The organism is Janthinobacterium agaricidamnosum NBRC 102515 = DSM 9628 (assembly GCF_000723165.1).
Taxonomy (GTDB): domain Bacteria; phylum Pseudomonadota; class Gammaproteobacteria; order Burkholderiales; family Burkholderiaceae_D; genus Janthinobacterium; species Janthinobacterium agaricidamnosum.
On sequence record NZ_HG322949.1, the window covers coordinates 2,294,994 to 2,316,776 of the forward strand.

The following is a 21,783-nucleotide window of genomic DNA, read 5'->3' on the forward strand; positions in this document are numbered from 1 at the left end:
CATTTATTCCTTGGCCGCTAGTGGAGCGGCGCCGAGTTCGCGCATGCGCCGGGCCACGGCGTTGCGGTCGAAACCGGCGGCCTTGTTTTGGGCCAACGTCACTGCGCGCTGGTAATAAGTCAGCGCCAATGCGGGCTGGTTCAAGCGGTCCAGCCCGACCGCCAGGTTGAATGCATAGTCGGGATTGTCGGGCGCGGCGCTGTAAGCGCTGAAAAATTGTTGCTGCGCTTCGGTCCAGCGCTGTTGTTTGGCATACAGATTACCGAGGGCAAACAATACCGGGCCGCTGTCCGGCGCGCGTTGCAACATCGCTTTCAGGCGCGTTTCGCCGTGTGCCGTGTCGCCCTGGCGCAGGCTGATCAACCCGGCCAGCGCGTCGCCATCGTCGGGATCGAGTTCCAGCAGGCGCAGGTACAGCGATGCCGCCTGCTGTCCCTGTTGCTGGCGCAGCGCGACGGCGGCCAGGCCGAGCAGGGCGTCGCGATTATTGGCATCCTGTTGCAGCACGCTGTCGTATAAGGTGCTGGCGCTGGCCATGTCGCCGGCCGTGTAGGCTTGATAGGCGCTTTGCACGCCGGGAGGGATGGACGGCGCCACGTCGCTGCGTAACACGTGGATCTGGCTATTGTCGGCGGCCACCACTGGCGGCAATGTTGCGGCTTGTTGCTGAGATTGCTGAGATTGCTGGCGTTGTTGCTGCTGTTGTAGGCGGGCAATTATTTCGGCTTGCGCCGCTATTTGCATCGCTTGCTGTTGTTCAGTTCGCTCACCCGCTTCGTCATGCGATTGTGCTGGCGGTATTGCCGGCGCGTCGGTGCCTGGCGTCACCAGCAGCGGTCCATTTGCCGCGCCGACGGAGCCGGGCGCATCGGTCAATGGCATCGGCACCATCGGCAAGCTGGCGCCGGCGCCCGGACCGGTGCTGGCCAGCCAGAACCAGGCCGCAAAACCGGCGATGACCAGCAATAAAATAGTGCCCAGCACAGCCAGGCGCAAGGTGGCCGGGTCGATCGTGGTCGCTGCGCGTGCCGCTGCGGGCCGCGCTGCGTGGCGCGTGGCCGGACGAGAGGGCGGCGCTGGCGGGGGGGAAGGAGGCGCTGAAGCGGGCGGTGCCGGATCGGGCTGGACCGGCTCTCCGCCCAGCGGTTCCAGCCGCAAGTCGCTGGCCGGCTCGACCGGCGCGGTTGGCGCGGCGCGGGGCGGCAAGCTTTCCTGCGGCGCCAGCGACAACACCTGGTCGTACGCTTCGGATGGCTTTTCCAGCTCTTCTTCGTGCAAACTGTTTTGTTTGGCGCGCTCGGCTTTCTTGAGCGCCTGCATCAACAAGCTCATGATACCTCTCCCGGCCGGACCGGCGCGTTCGATTCCGAATACGGCTCGCTATTGAGCGGCTTTTGGTCCGGTATCAAATAACGGTAATCCTTGTAGTCGCCATCGAGGCTGGCGTCCTTGACCACCACCGGCCGCATGAAAATGACCAGCTCGGTCTTGTTGCCGCTTTCATTGCGGTAACTAAACAGGTTGCCGATGAGGGGAAGCTGGCTCAGGCCGGGGATGCCGTCCCTGGCGTTGTCGACCGAATCCTGCATCAGGCCACCCATCACGGCGATCTGGCCGCTGCTCACTTTCATGATCGATTCCAGTTCGCGGGCCTGGATCACCGGCACCTGGCTGGTCACTTTTTCGGCTGCCAGCGCCGGGTTCGGGTCTTGCACGTAACCGACGATACGGGTGATGCTGGGTCGCACGTTCAGCGTCACTTCATCGTTCTCGGAAATTTGCGGCGTCACGCTCATGACAAAACCGACCGGCACGGTTTCCAGTTTCGATTCGTAGGTGGCCGGGATGGTGGCCGAGCCATTGGTGCCGAGCACGGCCGGCGTCACCTTGATGGTGAAGAACACATTGTTGTCGACCACTTTCAACATCGCGGTCTGGTTGTTCAGCACGCTGATTTTCGGACTCGACAAGACCTTGACCTTGCCGAACGATTCCAGCAATTGAATCGTCGTCGTGATATTGCCCAGCCGCGAAGTCGGATTGGCGTAATCGAGCACGAACAATCCCGGCGGGGCGCCGGGCGTCACGCCGGACGACAGGGCGGTGTTGCCGACCTGTTTCTGGGTCAGGCTCAGTCCGCCATGCAGGCGCGACCAGTTAATGCCTTGCTGATACTCATTACTGAGTTGTACTTCGATGATGGTCGCTTCGATCAAGACCTGGCGCTTGGCGCTGCCCAGCACGATATCGAGGAATGCGCGGATGCGTTCATGCTGGCGGCCGGTGGCGCGCACCGCGATCAAGCCGCCCTCGACGTTGACCACCACCGACGATGGCGCGCCTTTATTGGCCAGTTTCATCAGCGGCTGGCCATTCGGATCGCCAGGCTGCGGTGCTGTTTGCTGGTTGTGCGGCGCGTTGCCCGGCTGTTGGTTAGCTTGTTGGCTTAGTTGCTGATTCAGTTGCTGATTGAGTTGCGCCAGCGGATCGGTTTGCACATCGTTTTGCGTGGTTTCGCGCAGCAAGTCGCGGATATTGCGTTCCAGGCTGTACCAGAAATTGTTTTCCGAGCGGTTGACCACCAGCGTCGTCGAGTTATTGTTGCCGCCGTTATTGCCGCCGCTGCTGGCCGCGTTGTTCCCGCCATTATTCGTGTTGCCGCCGCTGTTCGAGCCGCCGCCGGCGGTCGAAATCTGGGTCGCGATATTGACGCTGCTATTGGTGCTGCGCGCCATGCTGACGTAATCGACCTTGTAATTGCGCCACACCGGGGTGTCCGGCAAGACCAGCAAGTTCTTGCCGTCGATTTCGTAGCGCATGTCGACTTGCCGGGAAATGCGCGTCAGCAATTGCGGCAGCGTCTGGTTCAGCGCGTTCAGCGTCACCACGCCTTCGATGCCGGGGTGAATGTCGATATTCATGCCGGCGTCGCGCGCCAGTGCGAACAGCAGCGATTGCACCGCCACCTTGTGCACCGTCACGCTATAGGTTTCGACCTTGGCCGCCGGCACCGGCGCCGGCAGCGCGGTACTTTGCCGCACCGGATCGGGAATCGTGCCGGCCGGCCGCGGCGCAGGCGCCAGATGGCCGGGCGACAGCGGCGTCTGGTGCGAGGCGCAGGCCGACAGCAGCAGGCAGGACAGGCCGGAAATCAACAGAGGTTTATTCATTACGATCCAATCCGGTGTGCAATTTCGTGACGGCCTCATCTATCGTGAAGTTTCTGGACTTCACGGGGGATTTCAAGACGCCATTATTACGTAAAGGATAGATATGTACTTGTTGTAATCCTGTCGTGCAGCAAGTATTTTTTCAAGAAATTTTTTAGCGTTTTCACTGTGCCGACCGACAAATAATGATGTGTAGCACTAAGTTTTTCTTGAGGGTATTTTTGACGCGACTTTTATGCGATGCATTGCAGGAATGCCTGCTCCAGCGTCGCCGCGCCATAGGCGGCGCGGCAGCCGGCTGGCGTGCCGGCGTAGCGGATTTTTCCGTCGTGCAGGATCGCCAGGCGGTCGCACAATTCATCGACATCGGCCAGCGCGTGCGAGGTGAACAAGACGGTGCTGCCGGCTGGGCGCAATTGCAACAACTGCTGCTTCAGCAACGCGCGCGCTTTCGGGTCGAGTCCGCTCATCGGTTCATCCAGCACCAGCATCGGCTTATGGGCCAGCAGGCAGGCGGCCAGGCCCAGCTTTTGCGTCATGCCTTTGGAATAGTTGCGCGTCGGGCGGCTGAGTGCGCTTAACTCCAGGTCGAGTCCGTTTAACACGCGTTCGATCTCGACTTGCTGATAGGAAATACCCTGCAATGTCAGCAGGTAGGACAGGAAATCCTTGCCGGTCAAATAGTAGGGCGGCATGAAGCGCTCAGGCAAGAAAGTCAGTGGCGCGCGCGCGCCTGGCGCGCGGTGCGGCTGGCCGAAGATCTCGATGCTGCCGCCATCGAGCGCGCAAAAATCGAACAGACATTTGATCAGGCTGGTCTTGCCGGCGCCGTTGATGCCGACCAGGCCAAAGAATTCGCCGCGCTGGATGTCCAGGTCGACGCCTTGCAAGACCGGCTTGGCCGCATAACGTTGGGCGACAGCGCGGAAGCGGATTGCGGCTACGGTCATGGAAAATCGCTGATGGATGGCAGTGAGTGGAGGTTGCCATTGATTATCGTCAAAAATACAGCTGTGCGGCAAGTATTTCTGCCGGCAGCGGCGCAAACTGTCGCATCAGCTTATTTACTTCAAGAAAGTTGACGTTCTAGAATAAAATGTCGCCAGCTAGCAATTTGAGGAGTCAGCATGGCAAGGCCAGAAAAAGTCCGGCTGGGGGAAATCTTAGTACAGCAGAATTTGCTTTCGGAAGAACAGCTGGGTTTGGCGTTGACGGAGCAAAGACGCACCGGCCGCAAGCTGGGCCGCGTGTTTGTCGAAAACCGGTATGTGACGGAAGAACAGATTTCGGGCGCGCTGGCCAAGCAGCTCGACATTCCCTATATTAATCTGAAGTTTTTCAATATCAATGCCGAACTGGTGCGGTTGCTGCCGGAAACCCAGGCGCGGCGTTTTCGCGCGCTGGTGCTGGAAGACCGGCGCGGCACCTTGCTGGTCGGCATGTCCGATCCGACCGACCTGTTTGCCTACGATGAAATCGCGCGGCTGGTCAAGCGCGGCATCGAATTGGCGGTGGTCAATGAAACCGAAGTGCTGCAAGCGATCGACCGGATTTACCGCCGCACCGAAGACATCACCGAGCTGACCCGCGAGCTGGAACAGGACCTGGGCGACGTGTCGGTCGATTTCGGCGCGCTGGCCGCCAATCCGGGACTGGAAGAGGCGCCCATCGTCAAGCTGCTGCAATCGGTGTTCGACGATGCGACCCAGGTGCGCGCGTCGGACATCCATATCGAGCCGCAGGAAGGGCGCCTGCAGATCCGTTTCCGCATCGATGGCGTGCTGCACCTGCAAACCGAGGCCGACATCAAGATCGCGGCGTCGCTGGCGCTGCGGCTGAAACTGATGTCGGACCTGGATATTTCCGAAAAACGCTTGCCGCAGGATGGCCGCTTTGCGATCCGCGTCAAGCACCAGCGTATCGACGTGCGGATCTCGACCATGCCGACCCAGCATGGCGAATCGGTGGTGATGCGGCTGCTGAACCAGGGCGGCACCACGCTGCGGCTCGACGCGATCGGCATGCCGCCGGCGCTGGTGGCGAAATTCCGCGCCATCGTGCAGCGGCCGAACGGCCTGGTGCTGGTCACCGGGCCGACCGGCAGCGGCAAGACCACCACCTTGTATTGCGCGCTGGCGGAACTCAATGCGGTCGAAAAGAAATTGATCACGGTTGAAGATCCGGTCGAGTACCGCTTGCCCGGCATTAATCAGGTGCAAGTCAACGACAAGATCGAGCTGAATTTCGCGCGCGTGCTGCGTTCGGCGTTGCGGCAAGATCCGGACATCGTGCTGGTCGGCGAGATGCGTGACCAGGAAACCGCGCAAATCGGCTTGCGCGCCGCGATGACGGGCCACCTGGTGCTGTCGACGCTGCATACCAACGACGCCATCAGCACGCCGCTGCGGCTGATGGACATGGGCGTGCCGCGCTACATGGTCGGCAGTTCGCTGCAGGCGGTGCTGGCGCAGCGGCTGGTGCGGGTGATTTGCGAAAGCTGCAGCACGCCGTACCAGCCGGCGCCGAATGAATATGAATGGCTGCGCCTGGAATTGGGCCAGCTGGTCGAGAAGACCCGCTATTTCCATGGCAAGGGCTGTTCGCATTGCAATGGCATGGGTTATCGGGGCCGCACCGGCGTGTATGAGTTGCTGGAAATGACGCGCCCGGTGGTGGACGCGGCGAATCACCCCGACCCGGCCCATTTCCTGAAGGTGGCGGCGGCCGAGATGGCGGGCGAAACCTTGCGCCGCCACGCGGTGCAACTGGTGGTGCAGGGCCGCACCACGGTATCTGAAGCGATGCGCATCAGTCACCAGATCGAGGATTGACGTGCCGTTCTTTGCCTACAAAGCCCGCAGCGCCGGCGGCGACCTGTTGCACGGCGTGCTGGAAGGCGCCGATAGTCATGCCGTGGCCGACCAATTGTTTGCGACCGGCGCGACGCCGGTCGAGATCGTGCTGACCAAAAAGACGGTCAGCAATAGCGGCGATATCGGCTGGTGGCAAAAACTGACCGAGCCGAAGGTGACATCGATGGACGTGCAATTGTTCAGCCGCCAGTTGTACACCTTGCTGAAGGCGGGCGTGCCGATCATGCGCGGCCTGGCCGGCTTGCAAGAGTCGGCGATCAGCAAGTCGTTCGGCCGTGTCATCAAGGATATCCGCGAATCGCTCGACGCCGGCCGCGAATTGTCGGCCGCGATGCGACGCCATCCGGACGTGTTTTCCGCATTTTACCTGTCGATGGTACGGGTCGGCGAAATGACCGGCCGCCTCGACGACGTGTTTTTGCGGCTGTTCAACCACCTGGAATTCGACCGCGACATGCGCTCCCGGGTCAAGACCGCGACCCGCTACCCGACGTTCGTGATCGTCGCGATGATCATTGCGATGGTCATCGTCAACATGTTTGTGATACCGCAATTCGTCAGCGTGTTTGCCAGCTTCAATGCCGAATTGCCGCTGATGACGCGCATCCTGATCGCCACGTCATCGTTCACCGTGCATTACTGGCCGGTGCTGCTGGCGCTGGCCATCGCCGGCATCGCGGCTTTCAAGGCGTGGCTGCGCACGGTGCGCGGCCGCTATGCCTGGGATCGGTACAAGCTGCGCTTTCCGATCGCCGGCAAGATCATCTTAAAAGGCACGATGGCGCGCTTTGCGCGCAGTTTCGCCTTGTCCAGCAGCAGCGGCGTGCCGATCGTGCAGGCGCTGACGGTGGTGTCGCAAACGGTCGACAACGCCTATCTGTGTTCCCGGGTCGAGCAGATGCGCGACGGCGTCGAGCGCGGCGACAGCATCTTGCGCACTTCGGTGACGGCAGGCGTGTTTACGCCGGTGGTGCTGCAAATGATCGCGGTCGGCGAAGAGTCCGGTTCGCTGGATGAGTTGATGGATGAAATTGCCCAGATGTATGAGCGCGAAGTGGATTACGAATTAAAGACGCTGTCGTCGCAGATCGAACCGATCCTGATCGCCTTTCTCGGCGTGATGGTGCTGGTGCTGGCGCTGGGTATCTTCTTGCCGATCTGGGACCTGGGCCGGGTCGCCTTGCATAAGTGACATTGGCGGTTTTTGCTTTGCCGGCTCGGATTTTCTCTTGGAAACTAATGATCGTATGGTTAAAAGTATTGCTCTAGAGCATATCCTTTTTGACAGAAATCATGGAAAATTGTTATATGTATTAGGTTATGGCAATACTTTTCGAGGAGGAGGTTCCGGCTTGCTGAAATTCAAGGTAAGCTTGTCAAATGTGCCCGATACACCGGGTCCATCCTTGAATTCGACTGATGCACACGATGGCATGCTGGTTCAGCTTGGGGAGTAGCTTGTTGTTATTAATGAAGGTATAAACAGGGTTCTGTTTTGCCAGTGAAATGTTTACATGATTTTTGGAGATCCGCATGAACAAGCAGTCGATACGCAGTTTGAAACAAGGCGCCCAGGCGGGTTTTACGTTGATCGAGTTGGTGGTGGTGATCGTGATCCTGGGTATCCTGGCGGCCACCGCGATTCCTAAATTTGTCGATATGTCGGTCGATGCGCGGATTGCCAAGATGAATGGCGCCAAGGGTTCGATGCAATCGGCGGCCGCCTTGTTCCATGCGCAATGGCTGGTCAGCGGCTCGCCCGCCGACGCCGCCACCGGCGTCAAGATGGACGGCGCCGATATCGCCTTTACCGGCGGCTATCCGACTTCCAACGCGGCGGGCATCGGCCTGGCCGCCGGCCTGACCGGCACCCAGGCCGACTACGGCAGTTCGTCCACCGCCACCGTGTTTACCGTCACGCCCGATAGCAGCCATACCAATTGCAAGGTAACGTATACCATCGTCGCCGGTGCGGCGCCGACCGTCGATGCGTCGGCGTTGGCTACGCGCACCAATTGCTGATGGTTATGACGGTTAAACCACGTCAAACCTAGTTGAATTGAGTTGAGCCGCAGTAATCCCTCATGCCTGCGCGCGCCGCTGCCGTGGCGCGACGCAGGTGGTTTTAGCCTCATCGAACTGATCGCGGTGATGGTGTTGGCCGGCATCATTGCCGCCTTCGCCGTGCCGCGTTTCTTCCAGCAAAATACCTTCGACGCGCGCAGTTTCACCGATCAGAACCTGAGCATGCTGCGCTATGGCCAAAAACTGGCGATCGCGCAAAACCGGCCGGTGTTCGTGCTGCTCAACGGCAGCAGCATCGCCTTGTGCTTCAAGGCGTCGTGCGCTGCGGCGGCCGACCGCGTATTGCCGCCGGCCGGCGCCAATAGCGGCGGCAAGGCGACCCTGAACGCTTGCGGCAAGAGCACCGCGTGGCTGTGCGAAGCCGCGCCGGCCGGCATCACGTATGCGGTGCCGGCGGCTGGCGCGGCGTTTTATTTCAATGCGCTGGGCCGGCCTTTCGCGGCCGGCGACAACGAGCCGGTATCGACTTTTCCGGCCCGCCTGAACATCGGCATCAGCGGCGGCGGTTTCGCGCGCAGCATCGTGGTCGAAGGGGAAACCGGCTATGTCCATCTATAGGCGCGCCACGGCGCGGCGCGGTTTTACGCTGATTGAACTGATCGTGTTCATCCTGATCGTCGGCATCGCCGTGGCCGGCCTGGTGAAAATCTTCAGTTTTACCACCAGCCGCAGCGCCGACCCGCAATTGCGCAAGCAGGCGTTGGCGCTGGCCGAGGGCATGCTGGAAGAGGTCGAACTGGCGCGCTTCACGTTTTGCGACCCGCTTGCCGACCCGGCCGCCGACACGGCCAGCGGCGCGGGCGCCTGCAGCACCCCGCAACAGCCCCGCGCCGCCGCGCCAGCCACCGGGCGGCCGTATTACAACGTCAGCGATTATGTGCGGGCCTTCAATCAGGCCGTGAGCTACAGCACGGATGCGGCGGGTAATAAATTTCCTGCTGGCTACACAGTGAACGTGACGATCAATCCCGACGCGGGCCTCGGCCCGTCCGGCGCCACCGTGCCGTCCGACGCCACGCCGGCCAACATGAATGCGCTGCGCATCACGGTGGCGGTCAGCTACGCTAACGGGAGCGTGGCGCTGACCGGTTACCGCACCCGCTACGCGCCCAACGCCATCCCATGAAGATACCAGCTCATCCAGGCGGGCAACGCGGCTTCACGCTGGTCGAACTGATCGTCGTGATCGTCATCACCGGCATCGTTGCCGGCATGGTCGCCTTGTTCATCCGGATTCCGGTGCAGGGTTACCTGGACGTCAATGCGCGTGCCGAACTGGCCGACGCGGCCGACACCGCGACCCGCCGCATCACACGCGACGTGCGCCTGGCGCTGCCGAACAGCGTGCGGGTCAGCAACGCAGCCAACGGCGGCAGTTACCTTGAGTTGCTGTTGACCAAGGCCGGCGGGCGCTATCTGTCGGAAGACGACGACTTGACTGCCACCCCGGGCAATGTGCTGGCCTTCGACCCGAATACCCAGGCCGCCAATCCGAATGTCTTTACCATTGTCGGCGCGGCGCCGTCCGGCTTGCAAACCATCGTTGCCGGCGACTCCATCGTCGTCAACAACCTGGGCGACCAGCCGCCGGTGGATGCCTATAATTGCGGCGGGCAATGTAACCGGGCCCTGGTCAGCGCGGTCAATGGCAGCAATATTACGCTGGCCGCCAATCCGTTCCTGGCGCAAAATCCATCGATGCCGTCGCTGAGTCACCGTTTCCACGTAGTCACTACGCCGGTGACCTATTATTGCGCCGGCAATCCGGCCGGCCGTGGCGTCTTGCAGCGTTTTTCCGGCTACGCGATCCAGGCCGGCCAGCCGCTCGACGCCAGCGCGGCGCCATTGTCCACTGCGCCGGTGGCGGCGCTGCTGGCCCAGCAGGTGGCCAGTTGCGGATTTTTCTTCGACACCCTGGCCAATGCCGAGCGCGGCCTGGTGCGCATCAACCTGACCCTCGGCGCGCCGGGCTCGAGCTCCGGCCAGGTCAGCCTGGTACAACAGGCGCAAGTCAATAACACGCCATGAGCAACGCCAGTCAACTTTCGCGGCAACAGCGATACCGTCCGGTACGCGGTTTCGGCATTGTCACGGCGGTATTTTTCCTGGTGGTGCTGGCCGGGCTGGGCGCCGCGCTGGTGGCGATTTCAACCCTGCAGCATGCCGAATCGGCGCTCGACGTGCAGGGCGCGCGCGCCTACCAGGCCGCCCGCGCCGGCATGGAATGGGGCTTGTACCGGCAGCGCATCGCCGGCAGCTGTGCCGCCAGCAGCAGCTTCGCCTTGCCGGCCAATAGCGGCCTGAATGGCTTTTCCGTCACCGTGCAATGCAGCCAGGCGGCCGGCGCGTTGCCGCGCTTCCAGGTCATCGCCACCGCGTGCAACCAGCCGGCCGGCGGGGTGTGCTCGACTGTCAACGCGAGCAATCATGCGGATTATGTGCAGCGCGTGCTGCAGGCGGACTTTTGATGGCAGGAATTTGTGTATTTTATGGAAAAACTGTTATCAATATTGCCTTTTTTAAACCCGTAGTGCAGGCGATGAATTAAAATTGATCCAGTGCATTATTCTGGCCATAAGTAGTTGTAGCATTCTTTTTTGGATTGGTCGCATGGGTTTATTCGCAAGGGCAAAAAAACAAGAAGGATTGCTGGCCACGGCGTGGGGCGCCGACGGCCTGTGCGCGGCGGTCGTCAAACGGCGCGGCGGCGACAAGCCGCTGGTGCAGGCGCTGGCTTTTTATCCCGGCCGTCAACCGCTGCTGGCGGCCACGCTGGAAAAACTGAACAGGGAAATGCAGGCCCACTCGTACCGCAACAGCACCTTGCTCGGCGCCGGCGAATATCAATTGCTGTCGCTCGACGCGCCCAATGTGCCGCCGGAAGAATTGAAGACGGCGGTCGGCTGGCGGCTGAAGGACATGATCGATTTTGCGCTGTCGGACGCCACCATCGATGTGCTCGATATCCCGGCCGACAAGAATGGCGCCGGGCGCGGCCAGAGCCTGTTCGCGGTGGCCGCGCGCAATCGCGCGCTGGTCCAGCGCCAGGCGCTGTACAGCGCCGGCAAGATCCGCCTGTCGGTGGTGGATATCCCGGAAATGGCGCAGCGTAATATCGCTGCCTTGCTGGAGCCGGAAGGGCGCGGCCTGGCGATGCTGTCCTTCGATGGCGAAGGCGGCTTGTTGACCGTCACCTTTAATGGCGAGCTGTACCTGTCGCGCCGCATCGATGTCAACATCGGCCAGCTGGCCGATTCCAGCGACCAGCAAAAACAGCAGTATTACGACAAGATCACGCTGGAATTGCAACGCTCGTTCGACCATTTCGACCGCCAATTCCATTTCATCACGATCGCCAGGCTGGTGCTGGCGCCTACCGGCACCGATGGCTTGCACGCTTATCTGGCGGACAATCTGTACGTGCCGGTGGTGGTATTGCAACTGGAGGAGGTGCTGGATTGTTCGAAGGCGCCGGAATTGCGCGACGCGGCTTGCCAGGCGCGCTTTTTCCTGACGCTGGGCGCGGCGCTGCGCCACGAGGAGAGCGCCGCGTGAGCCAGCAAATCAATCTGTTCAACCCGGCTTTTGAAAAAAAGAAACAATACCTGTCGGCGCTCGGCATGGCCCAGGGCCTGGCGCTGATCCTGGCCGCCGGCATCGCGCTGGGCTGGTATGGCGCGCGCCAGGTAAGCGAGCTTGAGCGGCAGGCGGCGGCATCGAAAGTTGTGCTCGATGCGCGCGAGGCGCGCCGCGCCAAGGTCGCCGCCGATTTTCCGCCACGCCAGAAAGATCCGGCGATCGAGCGTGCGCTGGTGCAGGCCGAGGCCGACCAGGCCGCCTTGCGCGAAGCGCGGCAGATCCTCGACGGCGGCGAGTTGGGCAATACGCAGGGTTATGCCGGGTATTTTCGCGCCTTCGCCCGCGCCCGTGTCAATGGCTTGTGGCTGACCGGCGCCGGCATCGTCGGCGCCGGCAGCCAGATCGGTTTGCAGGGACGCGCCACGCAAGCGGAACTGGTGCCCTTATATATCGCCGCGCTGGGCAAGGAATCCCTGTTGAAAGGCTCATCGTTCGCTCGGCTTGATATTGCTCAAGGCCAAGCGCAAGATGCCGGTGCCGCAACGCCGTACTATGTGGAATTTGATTTGCAATCGTTGGCGGCGCCGGCCGATGGCGCCGCCGGAGCGGCCAAACCATGAAACAGCAGTGGTCCACCCTGGCCGCGAAGGTCGATGCACTCAGCGTGCGCGAGCGTGTGATGTGCTTTGGCGCGGCCGCGGCCCTCTTGATCTTCCTGCTGTTTTTCATGTTGCTCGACCCAATGCTCAGCAAGCAAAAAATGCTGGCCAACACCATCGAACAGCAGCATCAAGCCGCCAGCGCCATCGATATCGAGGTAGCGGAAAAAATCGCGGCCCATGCCAGCGATCCCAGTTTGCAAGACCGTATCAAGCTGGAGCGCTTGCAGCAGGAAACCGCGCAAATGAGGCGGGCCTTGCAAACCACGCAAGAGGGCCTGGTGGCGCCGGAGCGCATCGTCTTCTTGCTGCAGCATTTGCTGAAACAGCACAAGCACCTGCGGCTGGTGTCGCTGAAAACCCTGCCGTCCAGCATCATGGGACAGGGGGGCGCAAGCTTGGCCAGCGCCCCTGCTACCGTTCCGGCCAGCGCCCCGGCCGCTACGCCAGCCAGTCCGGCCAGCGCGGCGGCCGTGCCGCTCACGGCGCCCGCGCTGCTGCATCGTCATGGCGTGGAAGTGGTGTTGCAAGGCGGTTATCTGGAATTGGTGAATTATATGGATGCACTGGAAGCGATGCCGTCCCATGTGTATTGGGGCAAGGCCAATCTGCTGGCCGGACACTATCCGGACGCCAGCCTGACGTTGACGCTGTACACGCTCAGCCTGGACGAGAAATGGATCGCGCTGTGATGGCCGGCAAGTTATGCGCGGCGAGATGCCTGTTTGCCTTGCTGGCCTGCGTGGCCGGATCCGCCGCGGCGCAAAGCCTGGTCGATCCGACCCGTCCGGCCGATGCGCCGCCGGCCGGCGCCGCTGCTGCCGCCGCCGCGGCCGGTCCGGTATTGCCGCAAATCCAGTCGCTGCTGGTGTCGGACCAGCGCCGCGTGGCGGTGATCGACGGCCAGACCGTGCGCATCGGCGACAAGGTCGGCGCTGCGACCGTGGTCAATATCGGCGAAACGACGCTGGTATTGCGCCGAGGTAAGAAGCTGGAAACCCTCAGGCTGTACCCTAAGGCGGCCGAGGCTGGTGATGTTGGAAAGAAACAGACTCATGCAACTCAATAAAGACAAGGCGAGAATGCTGAAGATAAGCAAAATGGCCAGCGTGCTGGGCGTCACCGTCGCGCTGAGCGCCTGCAATAGCGCGCCGGTCAAGCGCGACACCTACGATGCGATCAAGGCGCAGGTGGCGGCCGCTGCGGCCAGCACGGCGGCGGCCCAGTCGGACGCGGTGGAAAACGCCTTGTTGCCGCCGCTGGCAACGCTGGCCGATCAATTGCCGAAAGCGCGCGCGGTGCTCGACGAACGTTTTAATGTGGCGTTTAACAATGTGCCGGCGCGCCAGTTCTATCATTCCATCGTTACCGGCACGCGCTACAACATCCTGGTGCATCCCGATGTGCAGGGCAATATTTCGGCCAACCTGAAAGACGTCACGCTGTTCGAGGCGCTCGACGCGGTGCGCGAACTGTACGGCTACGATTACAAGGTCGACGGCACGCGCATTGCGATCCGCCCGCTGACCATGCAAACCCGCATGTTCCAGGTCAATTACCTGACCGGCAACCGCAAGGGCGTATCGAACTTGCGGGTATCGTCGACTTCGGTCGGCAATGCCGGCATCAGCAACAGCGGACAAAGTTCCGGCAACGGTACCGGCAGCGGCCAGCCGCAGCAGACCGGCCCGCAGCCCGGCCAGCCGGGACAGCCTGGCGCCAGCAGTGCGCTCGACAGCGCCAACGTCAGCACCACGTCGGACAGCGATTTCTGGGGCGAGCTGAAAGAGTCGCTGAGCGCCATCGTCGGCAGCAGCGAAAATGGGCGCAAGATCGTCATCAGCCCGCAATCGGGCGTGGTCGTGATCCGCGCCATGCCGGATGAATTGCGCAGCGTCGACCAGTACCTGAAGGCAACCCAGCTGTCGGTCGACCGGCAAGTGATTTTGGAAGCCAAGATCATCGAAGTGGAGTTGAACAACAACTTCCAGACCGGCGTCAACTGGGCTTCGTTTGCATCGATCCGCAGCGGCCACGACAACCGCGTGTCGGGCGGCTTTATTGCGCCCGGCACCAACCTGGCGCCGTTGCCGTTTGGCGGCGGCCAGCCGCCGGTGATGAACAATGGCAATACCGGCTTGTCGGCCAGCGCCGGTTTCGGCCTCAGTTCGGCGGCCACCGCGGCCGGTTCGATGTTTGGTCTGGCGTTGCAAACCAGCAATTTCGCCGCCATGATTTCCTTCCTGGAATCGCAGGGCAGCGTGCATGTGCTGTCCAGCCCGCGCATCGCGACGATGAACAACCAGAAGGCCGTGCTGAAAATCGGCACCGATGAATTCTTCGTCACCGGCGTCAGCACCACCGTCACTTCGACCGGGACCAACGGCGGCACCACGTCCAGCCCGAACGTCACCTTGCAGCCATTCTTTTCCGGCGTGGTGCTGGATGTGACGCCGCAAATCGATGAAAACGGCAACATCATCCTGCATGTCCACCCCTCGGTCAGCCAGGTGTCGACCGTCACCAAGAATGTCGACCTGGGCAGCGCCGGTTCGCTGAAATTGCCGCTGGCGTCGTCCAGCACGTCGGAAATGGACAGCATGGTGCGCAGCCAGGACGGCCGCATTGTCGCGATCGGCGGCCTGATGCGCCAGTCGACCACCGCCGACCGCTCGCAAGTGCCGGGCGCCGGCGACGTGCCGCTGCTGGGCGCGCTGTTCCGCAATACCGGCCAGGTGATCCAGAAACGCGAACTGGTGGTGCTGATCAAGCCGACCATCGTCGAAGGCGCGAATAGCTGGAATGAGGATTTGCTCGATTCCGGCAAGCGCATCGAGGCGCTCGACCCGCGCCGTCCGTCGGAGCGCAAATAAATGTATCTCGCCCATTTCGGCTTGCGTGAGTTGCCTTTCGGACTCACGCCCGATACCAGCTTTTTCTTCAACAGCCCGCATTCCCAGGAGGCGCTGAACACCTTGCTGGTGGCGGCGCGCAATGGCGAGGGTTTTATCAAGATCACCGGTGAAGTGGGCACCGGCAAGACTTTCCTGTGCCGCAAATTCCTGGCCACGCTGGGGCCGGATTTTGTCACCGCCTACATTCCGAACCCGAACTTGCAGCCCCGTTCGCTGATCCTGGCGCTGGCGGAAGAATTGCAAGTGCTATTGGAAAAAGATGTCGAGCAGCACCAGTTACTCAAATCGATCAACCTGCGCCTGCTGGACCTGGCGGCGCAGGGCAAGCGCGTGCTGCTGTGCCTGGACGAAGCGCAGGCGATCCCGCTCGACAGCCTGGAAGCGCTGCGGTTGCTGACCAACCTGGAAACGGAAAAACGCAAGCTGCTGCAAATCGTGCTGTTCGGCCAGCCGGAGCTGGATGCCAAGCTGGAGCTTGATGCGATCCGCCAACTGGCGCAGCGCATCACTTTCCATTACCGCATGGGACCTTTGAGCCGCGACGATGTCGAATATTACGTCGCGCACCGCTTGCGGGTGGCCGGTTTTGCCGGCAGCCGGCTGTTCAGCCGCGGCGCGGCGGCAAAATTGTATGCGGCCAGCGGCGGCACGCCGCGGGTGGTCAACATCCTGGCGCACAAGGCTTTGCTGATGTGCTTCGGCGAGGGCCGCCAGCAAGTGCAACGGCGCCATATTGCCGCGGCGGCCAGCGACACCGGCTCGTCGCGCAAGCGCGGCTTCTGGCCGTGGCTGGCCGGCAGCGCCGTCTTGATCGCCGCCTGCGGCCTGACCTGGGTGCTGACCTGGAAATCAAGTTTATGAGTTTGACGGTATGAGCCTTATCAATAAAATGCTGCAAGACCTCGATGCGCGCGGTTCGCAAGCCGGCAGCGGCTTGCCGCCCGACGTGCGCAGCGTGCCGCGCGAGCGCGAACGGGGCGTACCGCGCGCCGTGGTGCTGGGCGGCGCGGCCGGCCTGACGGCGCTCGCCATCGCATTCGGCTGGACCTATTGGCCGCGGCCAACAGTGTTGCCGGCGCCGGCGGTTGCGCCGATGCCGATGCCGGTGGTGGTGATGGCGTCAGCGCCAGTGGTGGCGGCACCGCCGGAACCGCAAATAATCGCGCCGCCGGCGCCGGTGGCAGCGCCGCATGAGACGCCCGCCGTCGTCGAAAAGACAGCGCCGAAAAAGGTCGGGCAGGTCAAAGCGGGAAAAAACGAAGGTGCCGTGCAGGCCGCCGCCGAGCCGCTGCAAGCCGCGGTGCCAGCCTTGGAGGGCAAGCAAGCCAACTTGCCGCCGCGCGCCGAAAACGATTACCGCCGCGCGCTCGATGCGCTGCAAGATGGCCGGGTGCCGGAAGCGCTGGCCCGTTTGCAGCAGGCGCTGGCCATCGATCCGCGCCACCAGGCCGCGCGTGAAACGCTGGTGCGCCTGTTGCTGGAAGCCCAGCGTCCGGACGAGGCGATGCGCCAGTTGCAACTGAGTTTGAGCCTGGACCCGAAACAGCCGGCCCAGGCGATGATGCTGGCGCGGCTGCAAGTGGAGCAGGGCGGCCCGGCGCTCGATACGCTGATGCGCACCTTGCCGTTCGCCGCCGACCATGGCGAATACCGGGCGTTTTTGGCCGGCGTGCTGCAACGCCAGCAGCGCAACAAGGAAGCCGCCGAGCAATACCAGCAAGCGTTGCAGCACGCGCCGCACAACGGCGTCTGGTGGATGGGACTGGGGATTTCCCTGCAAGCCGATCAGCGTCCGGCCGAGGCGAAAGAGGCGTTTTCGCATGCCAGGGTCTCGGGCAACCTGTCGCCGGAATTGCAAGCCTTTGTCGAGCGCAAGTTATTGCAATTGGCACAGAAGCAGGCTGCGCCTTAAGTTCCAGGCAGTTACAAGCTACAAGCTGGCCCGCTCGCCCCACACATTTTTCATGCTGAAGCGTAATCCCGCCTCATCTTCATGCAGCGCTGCGGCGATCGCGTAGGCCGGCTCGCCGGTGCTGCGCAGCACCGTGTCCGGTATCGGCATGCCGCTGGCGTCGCGCAAGGCGCGCACCGGGATGCGGCCATCGCTGTCCTGGCGCCGTGTCACGACGCCGACTTCGCCATTGTGCAGGCGCACCAGGCTGCCGGGCGGATACTTGCCCAACTGGCGCACGAATTGCTCGGCCAGCATGGGATCGACCGCCAGGCGCTGCTCCAGAAACAGATGCTGCAAGGCCTGGTCCGGCAAGATCGAGCGCCGGTAATTGCGCGCCGATACGCGCGCGCAATAGCGGTCGGCCAGGCCGATCAATTTGGCGTTCTGGGTGATTTCGTCGCTGGTCTTGCCGTCCGGATAGCCGCTGCCATCGTCGTTTTCATGGTGCAGCATCACGCACGATAGCCATTCCTCGTCGTCGACGCCGGCGCATTTGAGTAAGTCCGCGCTTTGTTCCGGATGGCGCCGCACGATTTCCATTTCTTCGCGGGTCAGCGGCGTGCGTTTTAATTGAAAACTGTCGTGATGGCGCAGCATGCCGACATTCATCGTCAGCGCGGCCGAACCGATGACCAGCGTTTCTTCCTGCGACTTTTCCATGCCGCGCGCCACCAGCGACACCAGCAGCGCCGTTTCGATGCAATGCCGCACCGCATAGGTGCCATTGATCTGGTTCAGGAAGATGCTGGCCAGCGCGATGTCCGGATCGAGCTCGGCGGCCCGCACGACGTCGGCGGCGATATGACGCACCTCGTGTTCGGCATCGTCCTGGCTGCGCAAGTCGAGCAGCAAACGCTCCAGGCGCTGGTTCGATCGGTTCAACAGATGCAGCACCGACGGCGCCGGAGTGTCATCGGCAAACAGGCCGTTTTCCAGCAGGCGCCGCAATTGCGCACCATCCGGCGCCGGCCGGCCCTTGTGCAGCAGCGGGCCGGCCGCGCCCTCGTTGCCATACAGATCCCATGCCAGTACCTGGCCTGGTGCCAGGTCGTTCAAACCGATGCGCCTTCGAGTCATGATGTTTCCTGCCTCCCCGTGTGCACCGGTCTTCGTTGTGGCCGGTTTTGACTGTTTTTACGATTACCGTGTCATACCCTGGCCAGCCGCTCCAGCGCCAGCTTCAATGTGTCATCTCTTTTCGCAAAACAAAACCGCACGATGCCCGATTCCTTGCCTTGCGCATAAAACGCCGACACCGGGATCGCCGCAACCTTGATTTCACTGGTCAGCCATTCGGCGAAAGCGGCTTCGCTGTCGGCCGAAATCGCCTCGTACTTAACGCACTGGAAATACGTGCCGTCGGCCGGCAGCAGCGTGAAGCGGCTGCCGGCCAGGCCGGCCCGGAACAGGTCGCGCTTGCGCTGGTAAAAGTCCGGCAATTGCCGGTACGGCGCGGCATCGGCCATATAACTGGCGATGCCATGCTGCATAGGCGTGTTGACCGTAAATACATTGTACTGGTGCACCTTGCGCAATTCCGCGCTCAGCGACGCCGGCGCGGCGACATAGCCGACTTTCCAGCCGGTCACGTGATAGGTCTTGCCGAAACTGGATACGACAAAACTGCGCGCCGCCAGTTCCGCATGGCGGCACACCGATTCGTGCTGGATGCCGTCGTAGACCATGTGTTCATAGACTTCGTCGGACAGGATCAGGATATCGCTGCCGCGCACGATATCGGCCAGCGCATCGATGTCGCTGCGGCGCAGGATCGAACCGGTCGGATTGTGCGGCGAGTTAATGATGATCAAGCGCGTTTTCGGCGTCACGGCGGCGGCCAGCTTGTGCCATGGCACGCTGTAGCCTTGCGGGCCGACTTCCATCGCCACCAGTACCGGCAGACCGCCGGCCAGCGCAATTGCCGGCAAATAACTGTCGTAGGCCGGTTCGATGACGATCACTTCGTCGCCCGGATGCACGCAGCACAGGATCGCCGTGGTCAGCGCCTGGGTCGCGCCGGCGGTGACCGTGATTTCGCTGGCCGGGTTGTATTGATGGCCGTAGTGGGCCGCGATCTTGGCGGCGATCGCTGCGCGCAACGGCGCTGCGCCGGTCATCAGCGGATATTGGTTGAAGCCGGCGTGCATCGCCGCGCCGACCATATCGATCAGCTTGCTGTCGCAGGCGAAATCGGGGAAACCCTGGCCCAGGTTGACTGCGCCATGTTCGGCCGCCAGGGCCGACATGCGCGTAAAGATGGTGGTGCCGACGGCGGGCAGCCGGGTCGTCAGGACAGGTGTGACTGGAGGCATGGCTGGGCTATTCATCAAGGCAGGAAAATTTGTCATTTTCCTATTCTAGCGCAGCCGATTGTATTTGGTGTTGCAGGGACGCCCGTTTATTACCCCGCAGGAAGCCATGCTTCCGGCACCATGATCTTGAACAGGCCGGCCTTGGCGGTCTTGCGCGCCAGTTTCAGCAGTGCCTTGTCCTTGGTGATCAGGATGTCGGCGCTGGCGTCGCGCGCCAGTTCGAGGAATTTCTGGTCATCCTTGTCCGTGCAGACCGGCAAGCGGATGCCTGAAACCGGCGGCGCCACCAGCGTGATCAGCGCATCGAAACGGGCCGCGCTGACGGCGCGGCTGGCTTCGTCGAGCGGCAAATGCGGGTAGTGCAGCACCACCAGATATTCCATACGGCAATCTTCACGCGTGATCGCCTGCACCGCGCCGCTTTCCAGCGCGGCCAGCAGCGCGGCCCAGCGCGGGTCGCGGAACACGAACAGGTCGAGGCAAACGTTGGTGTCCAGGACGATTTTTTGAGGAGCAGGTATCATGTGGGCAATTCTATTTTGTAGTGAAATTTTATGTTGATTGTGCTTTCGCCCGCCAAGAGTCTCGACCTGGAGACGCCACCGACCACCCAGTTACGCAGCACCCCGGATTTTCTCGACCATTCAGCATTGCTGATCGAGCGCATGCGCCAGTTTTCGCCGGCCGAGGTCGGCAGCCTGATGGATATCTCCGACACCTTGTCCGCGTTGAACGTGGCGCGCTACGCGTCGTGGACCCCGGAACTGGACCATGCCCGCCAGGCCATCATGGCCTTCAACGGCGACGTGTACGCCGGCTTCGATGCGCGCAGCCTGGCGCCGAAACAGCTCGACTATGCGCAATCGCATGTGCGCATATTGTCGGGCCTGTACGGCTTGCTGCGACCGTTCGACCTGATCCATCCACACCGGCTGGAAATGGGCACCCGCTTGTCCACCGCGCGTGGCAAGGATTTATACACTTTCTGGGGAGACATCATCACCAACGGCTTGAACCGCACGGCGCAAGAGCAGGGCGCCAAGGTGCTGGTCAACCTGGCCTCGGAAGAATATTTTAAATCCGTCAAGCCGCGCCAATTGACGGTGCCGGTGATCACGCCGGTATTCGAGGACTGGAAAAACGGCAAATACAAGATCATCTCGTTTTACGCCAAACGCGCGCGCGGCATGCTGGCGCGCTACGCCGCGTTGCACCAGATCCGCGAGCCGCAGCAACTGAAAGGCTTCGACATCGACGGCTACCGCTTCGTGCCGCAAGACTCCAGCGACACCAGCTGGATGTTCCGCCGCCGCGTCGCCGACTAATTCAACCACACCGGGGACCGGCCTCGGTGTGTCGCCGCAGCTACGCGTTTTGTCTTATTGCCAGAACTTCCACCACTTGCGTTCGGCCTTGCCGCCGCCGGCCACCAGGAAGCGGCTGTTCGGGTAGTTTTTGTCGAATACGCGCTGGGTGTCGTCGCGCAGGTCGGTCATGCCCATCTTGTCGTAGCAGCGTATCATGATGAACAGCGCTTCTTCGATCGACGGCGAGTCGCGGAAGTCGTTGACCGAGCTTTGGGCGCGGTTCAGCGCCGCCAGGTACGCTTCGCGGCGGTAGTAATAACGCGCCACGTGCACTTCATACGACGCCATCGCATTGATCAGGTAGCTCATGCGGTCGACCGCATCCGGCGTGTACTGGCTGTTCGGGAATTTATCGACCAGTTGCTTGAACGCGGCAAACGCTTCGCGCGTCGCTTTCGGATCGCGTTCGGTCGGGTCTTGCTCGTAGACAAAGTTCAAGAAGCCGACCTGGTCGTTAAAGCTGATCAAGCCGCGCAAGTAGTACATATAATCCACGTTATTGTGGTTAGGATGCAACTTAATGAAACGTTCGACCGCCGCCAGCGCCTGGGCCTGGTCACCGGATTTGTAATACGCGTAGGCAATCTCCATCTGTGCTTGCAAGGCATAATTGCCGAACGGGTAGTTCGATTCGAGCTTCTCGAACAGCTGAATGGCGCGCTCGTAGTGCTGGCCCGCCATTTCTTCGCGTGCCTCCGAGTATAATTTCGTAACGGACCAGTTTTTGGTCTCATCGACTTTTTCCGGTAACAAGCTGCAAGCGGACATGCCGAGCAGAACGACTGAGGCGACTACCAACGATAATTTTTTTTGCATGACGTTTTGCAAGAAGGTTTTAACCAAGTTTTTACAATAGGCTGATTATAGCC

22 protein-coding genes are annotated in these 21,783 nt (G+C 61.7%); 15 read left to right on the forward strand and 7 right to left on the reverse strand.

What is annotated here, in order from left to right:
* Positions 1-3: 3 nt before the first annotated feature.
* From GJA_RS27250 to GJA_RS09850, 3 genes are all read right to left on the reverse strand, one after another.
* Positions 4-1,332 carry a tetratricopeptide repeat protein gene (locus GJA_RS27250; protein ID WP_051780582.1) on the reverse strand — a complete coding sequence of 443 codons (1,329 nt, stop codon included), beginning with the start codon at positions 1,330-1,332 and terminating at the stop codon, positions 4-6.
* Positions 1,329-3,170 carry a pilus (MSHA type) biogenesis protein MshL gene (gene mshL / locus GJA_RS09845; RefSeq protein ID WP_038491569.1) on the reverse strand — a complete coding sequence of 614 codons (1,842 nt, stop codon included), beginning with the start codon at positions 3,168-3,170 and terminating at the stop codon, positions 1,329-1,331. The genes GJA_RS27250 and mshL (GJA_RS09845) overlap by 4 nt, the downstream gene beginning before the upstream one ends.
* Before the next feature lie 233 nt (positions 3,171-3,403).
* Positions 3,404-4,120, reverse strand: coding sequence for an ABC transporter ATP-binding protein (locus GJA_RS09850; protein WP_038491572.1), 717 nt, complete (start codon positions 4,118-4,120; stop codon positions 3,404-3,406).
* Positions 4,121-4,297: 177 nt separating this feature from the next.
* Between GJA_RS09850 and GJA_RS09855 the strand changes: the two genes are divergently transcribed.
* From GJA_RS09855 to GJA_RS09920, 14 genes are all read left to right on the forward strand, one after another.
* Positions 4,298-6,001, forward strand: a complete 1,704-nt coding sequence (locus GJA_RS09855) for a GspE/PulE family protein (protein ID WP_038491575.1) — start codon at positions 4,298-4,300, stop codon at positions 5,999-6,001.
* Between the two features lies 1 nt (position 6,002).
* Positions 6,003-7,235, forward strand: a complete 1,233-nt coding sequence (locus GJA_RS09860; RefSeq protein WP_038491578.1) for a type II secretion system F family protein — start codon at positions 6,003-6,005, stop codon at positions 7,233-7,235.
* Positions 7,236-7,576: 341 nt separating this feature from the next.
* Complete coding sequence (locus GJA_RS28500; RefSeq protein WP_051780584.1) at positions 7,577-8,065, forward strand: pilin; 489 nt, start codon at positions 7,577-7,579, stop codon at positions 8,063-8,065.
* Positions 8,066-8,107: 42 nt separating this feature from the next.
* Complete coding sequence (locus GJA_RS09870) at positions 8,108-8,686, forward strand: pilus assembly FimT family protein (RefSeq protein WP_242404501.1); 579 nt, start codon at positions 8,108-8,110, stop codon at positions 8,684-8,686.
* Complete coding sequence (locus GJA_RS09875) at positions 8,673-9,254, forward strand: type II secretion system protein (protein WP_038491581.1); 582 nt, start codon at positions 8,673-8,675, stop codon at positions 9,252-9,254. The genes GJA_RS09870 and GJA_RS09875 overlap by 14 nt, the downstream gene beginning before the upstream one ends.
* Complete coding sequence (locus tag GJA_RS09880; RefSeq protein WP_038491584.1) at positions 9,251-10,156, forward strand: prepilin-type N-terminal cleavage/methylation domain-containing protein; 906 nt, start codon at positions 9,251-9,253, stop codon at positions 10,154-10,156. Before GJA_RS09875 ends, GJA_RS09880 begins: the two co-directional genes overlap by 4 nt.
* Positions 10,153-10,596: an agglutinin biogenesis protein MshP gene (locus GJA_RS09885; RefSeq protein ID WP_051780587.1), complete on the forward strand. Its 444-nt coding sequence runs from the start codon at positions 10,153-10,155 to the stop codon at positions 10,594-10,596. Before GJA_RS09880 ends, GJA_RS09885 begins: the two co-directional genes overlap by 4 nt.
* A gap of 142 nt (positions 10,597-10,738) precedes the next feature.
* Complete coding sequence (locus GJA_RS09890; protein WP_038491586.1) at positions 10,739-11,683, forward strand: type IV pilus biogenesis protein PilM; 945 nt, start codon at positions 10,739-10,741, stop codon at positions 11,681-11,683.
* Positions 11,680-12,327, forward strand: a complete 648-nt coding sequence (locus tag GJA_RS09895; RefSeq protein ID WP_038491589.1) for a hypothetical protein — start codon at positions 11,680-11,682, stop codon at positions 12,325-12,327. The genes GJA_RS09890 and GJA_RS09895 overlap by 4 nt, the downstream gene beginning before the upstream one ends.
* The gene (locus GJA_RS09900) at positions 12,324-13,058 is read left to right on the forward strand and encodes a hypothetical protein (protein ID WP_038491592.1); all 735 of its coding nucleotides are present in this window, start codon (positions 12,324-12,326) and stop codon (positions 13,056-13,058) included. The genes GJA_RS09895 and GJA_RS09900 overlap by 4 nt, the downstream gene beginning before the upstream one ends.
* The gene (locus GJA_RS09905) at positions 13,043-13,435 is read left to right on the forward strand and encodes an MSHA biogenesis protein MshK (protein WP_242404502.1); all 393 of its coding nucleotides are present in this window, start codon (positions 13,043-13,045) and stop codon (positions 13,433-13,435) included. Before GJA_RS09900 ends, GJA_RS09905 begins: the two co-directional genes overlap by 16 nt.
* A gap of 13 nt (positions 13,436-13,448) precedes the next feature.
* Positions 13,449-15,239 carry a pilus (MSHA type) biogenesis protein MshL gene (mshL, locus tag GJA_RS09910; protein WP_038491595.1) on the forward strand — a complete coding sequence of 597 codons (1,791 nt, stop codon included), beginning with the start codon at positions 13,449-13,451 and terminating at the stop codon, positions 15,237-15,239.
* Positions 15,240-16,142: an ExeA family protein gene (locus tag GJA_RS09915; protein WP_038491598.1), complete on the forward strand. Its 903-nt coding sequence runs from the start codon at positions 15,240-15,242 to the stop codon at positions 16,140-16,142.
* Between the two features lie 10 nt (positions 16,143-16,152).
* Positions 16,153-17,193 (forward strand): tetratricopeptide repeat protein, encoded by a 1,041-nt coding sequence (locus tag GJA_RS09920; protein WP_051780590.1) that lies wholly within the window; start codon positions 16,153-16,155, stop codon positions 17,191-17,193.
* An 18-nt stretch (positions 17,194-17,211) separates the two neighbouring features.
* On the opposite strand, the gene GJA_RS09925 is transcribed toward GJA_RS09920, so the two are convergent.
* The 3 genes from GJA_RS09925 to GJA_RS09935 all read right to left on the reverse strand — a co-directional run bounded on the left by GJA_RS09925 (position 17,212) and on the right by GJA_RS09935 (position 20,071).
* The gene (locus GJA_RS09925; protein WP_081905319.1) at positions 17,212-18,312 is read right to left on the reverse strand and encodes an HD-GYP domain-containing protein; all 1,101 of its coding nucleotides are present in this window, start codon (positions 18,310-18,312) and stop codon (positions 17,212-17,214) included.
* A 71-nt stretch (positions 18,313-18,383) separates the two neighbouring features.
* Complete coding sequence (locus tag GJA_RS09930) at positions 18,384-19,562, reverse strand: pyridoxal phosphate-dependent aminotransferase (protein ID WP_038491600.1); 1,179 nt, start codon at positions 19,560-19,562, stop codon at positions 18,384-18,386.
* Positions 19,563-19,636: 74 nt separating this feature from the next.
* Positions 19,637-20,071 (reverse strand): putative toxin-antitoxin system toxin component, PIN family, encoded by a 435-nt coding sequence (locus tag GJA_RS09935; protein ID WP_038491603.1) that lies wholly within the window; start codon positions 20,069-20,071, stop codon positions 19,637-19,639.
* Between the two features lie 30 nt (positions 20,072-20,101).
* Between GJA_RS09935 and yaaA the strand changes: the two genes are divergently transcribed.
* A complete protein-coding gene (yaaA, locus tag GJA_RS09940) occupies positions 20,102-20,872 on the forward strand; it encodes a peroxide stress protein YaaA (RefSeq protein ID WP_038491606.1) in 771 nt (256 codons plus the stop codon).
* A gap of 54 nt (positions 20,873-20,926) precedes the next feature.
* Here the strand turns inward: yaaA and GJA_RS09945 are convergent, their stop codons facing one another.
* The gene (locus GJA_RS09945) at positions 20,927-21,730 is read right to left on the reverse strand and encodes an outer membrane protein assembly factor BamD (RefSeq protein ID WP_038491610.1); all 804 of its coding nucleotides are present in this window, start codon (positions 21,728-21,730) and stop codon (positions 20,927-20,929) included.
* Between the last annotated feature and the right edge of the window lie 53 nt (positions 21,731-21,783).

What these genes read in the sequence shown, in the direction of transcription:
- GJA_RS27250 (WP_051780582.1), bottom strand. Translation starts at nt 1,332, where the DNA reads ATGAGCTTGTTGATGCAGGCGCTCAAGAAAGCCGAGCGCGCCAAACAA.
- GJA_RS09850 (WP_038491572.1), bottom strand. Translation starts at nt 4,120, where the DNA reads ATGACCGTAGCCGCAATCCGCTTCCGCGCTGTCGCCCAACGTTATGCG.
- GJA_RS09915 (WP_038491598.1), top strand. Translation starts at nt 15,240, where the DNA reads ATGTATCTCGCCCATTTCGGCTTGCGTGAGTTGCCTTTCGGACTCACG.
- GJA_RS09925 (WP_081905319.1), bottom strand. Translation starts at nt 18,312, where the DNA reads ATGACTCGAAGGCGCATCGGTTTGAACGACCTGGCACCAGGCCAGGTA.
- GJA_RS09920 (WP_051780590.1), top strand. Translation starts at nt 16,153, where the DNA reads ATGAGCCTTATCAATAAAATGCTGCAAGACCTCGATGCGCGCGGTTCG.
- GJA_RS09935 (WP_038491603.1), bottom strand. Translation starts at nt 20,071, where the DNA reads ATGATACCTGCTCCTCAAAAAATCGTCCTGGACACCAACGTTTGCCTC.
- GJA_RS09905 (WP_242404502.1), top strand. Translation starts at nt 13,043, where the DNA reads ATGGATCGCGCTGTGATGGCCGGCAAGTTATGCGCGGCGAGATGCCTG.
- GJA_RS09875 (WP_038491581.1), top strand. Translation starts at nt 8,673, where the DNA reads ATGTCCATCTATAGGCGCGCCACGGCGCGGCGCGGTTTTACGCTGATT.
- GJA_RS09900 (WP_038491592.1), top strand. Translation starts at nt 12,324, where the DNA reads ATGAAACAGCAGTGGTCCACCCTGGCCGCGAAGGTCGATGCACTCAGC.
- GJA_RS09885 (WP_051780587.1), top strand. Translation starts at nt 10,153, where the DNA reads ATGAGCAACGCCAGTCAACTTTCGCGGCAACAGCGATACCGTCCGGTA.
- GJA_RS09945 (WP_038491610.1), bottom strand. Translation starts at nt 21,730, where the DNA reads ATGCAAAAAAAATTATCGTTGGTAGTCGCCTCAGTCGTTCTGCTCGGC.
- yaaA (WP_038491606.1), top strand. Translation starts at nt 20,102, where the DNA reads ATGTTGATTGTGCTTTCGCCCGCCAAGAGTCTCGACCTGGAGACGCCA.
- GJA_RS09880 (WP_038491584.1), top strand. Translation starts at nt 9,251, where the DNA reads ATGAAGATACCAGCTCATCCAGGCGGGCAACGCGGCTTCACGCTGGTC.
- mshL (WP_038491595.1), top strand. Translation starts at nt 13,449, where the DNA reads ATGCTGAAGATAAGCAAAATGGCCAGCGTGCTGGGCGTCACCGTCGCG.
- GJA_RS09890 (WP_038491586.1), top strand. Translation starts at nt 10,739, where the DNA reads ATGGGTTTATTCGCAAGGGCAAAAAAACAAGAAGGATTGCTGGCCACG.
- mshL (WP_038491569.1), bottom strand. Translation starts at nt 3,170, where the DNA reads ATGAATAAACCTCTGTTGATTTCCGGCCTGTCCTGCCTGCTGCTGTCG.
- GJA_RS09930 (WP_038491600.1), bottom strand. Translation starts at nt 19,562, where the DNA reads ATGAATAGCCCAGCCATGCCTCCAGTCACACCTGTCCTGACGACCCGG.
- GJA_RS28500 (WP_051780584.1), top strand. Translation starts at nt 7,577, where the DNA reads ATGAACAAGCAGTCGATACGCAGTTTGAAACAAGGCGCCCAGGCGGGT.
- GJA_RS09855 (WP_038491575.1), top strand. Translation starts at nt 4,298, where the DNA reads ATGGCAAGGCCAGAAAAAGTCCGGCTGGGGGAAATCTTAGTACAGCAG.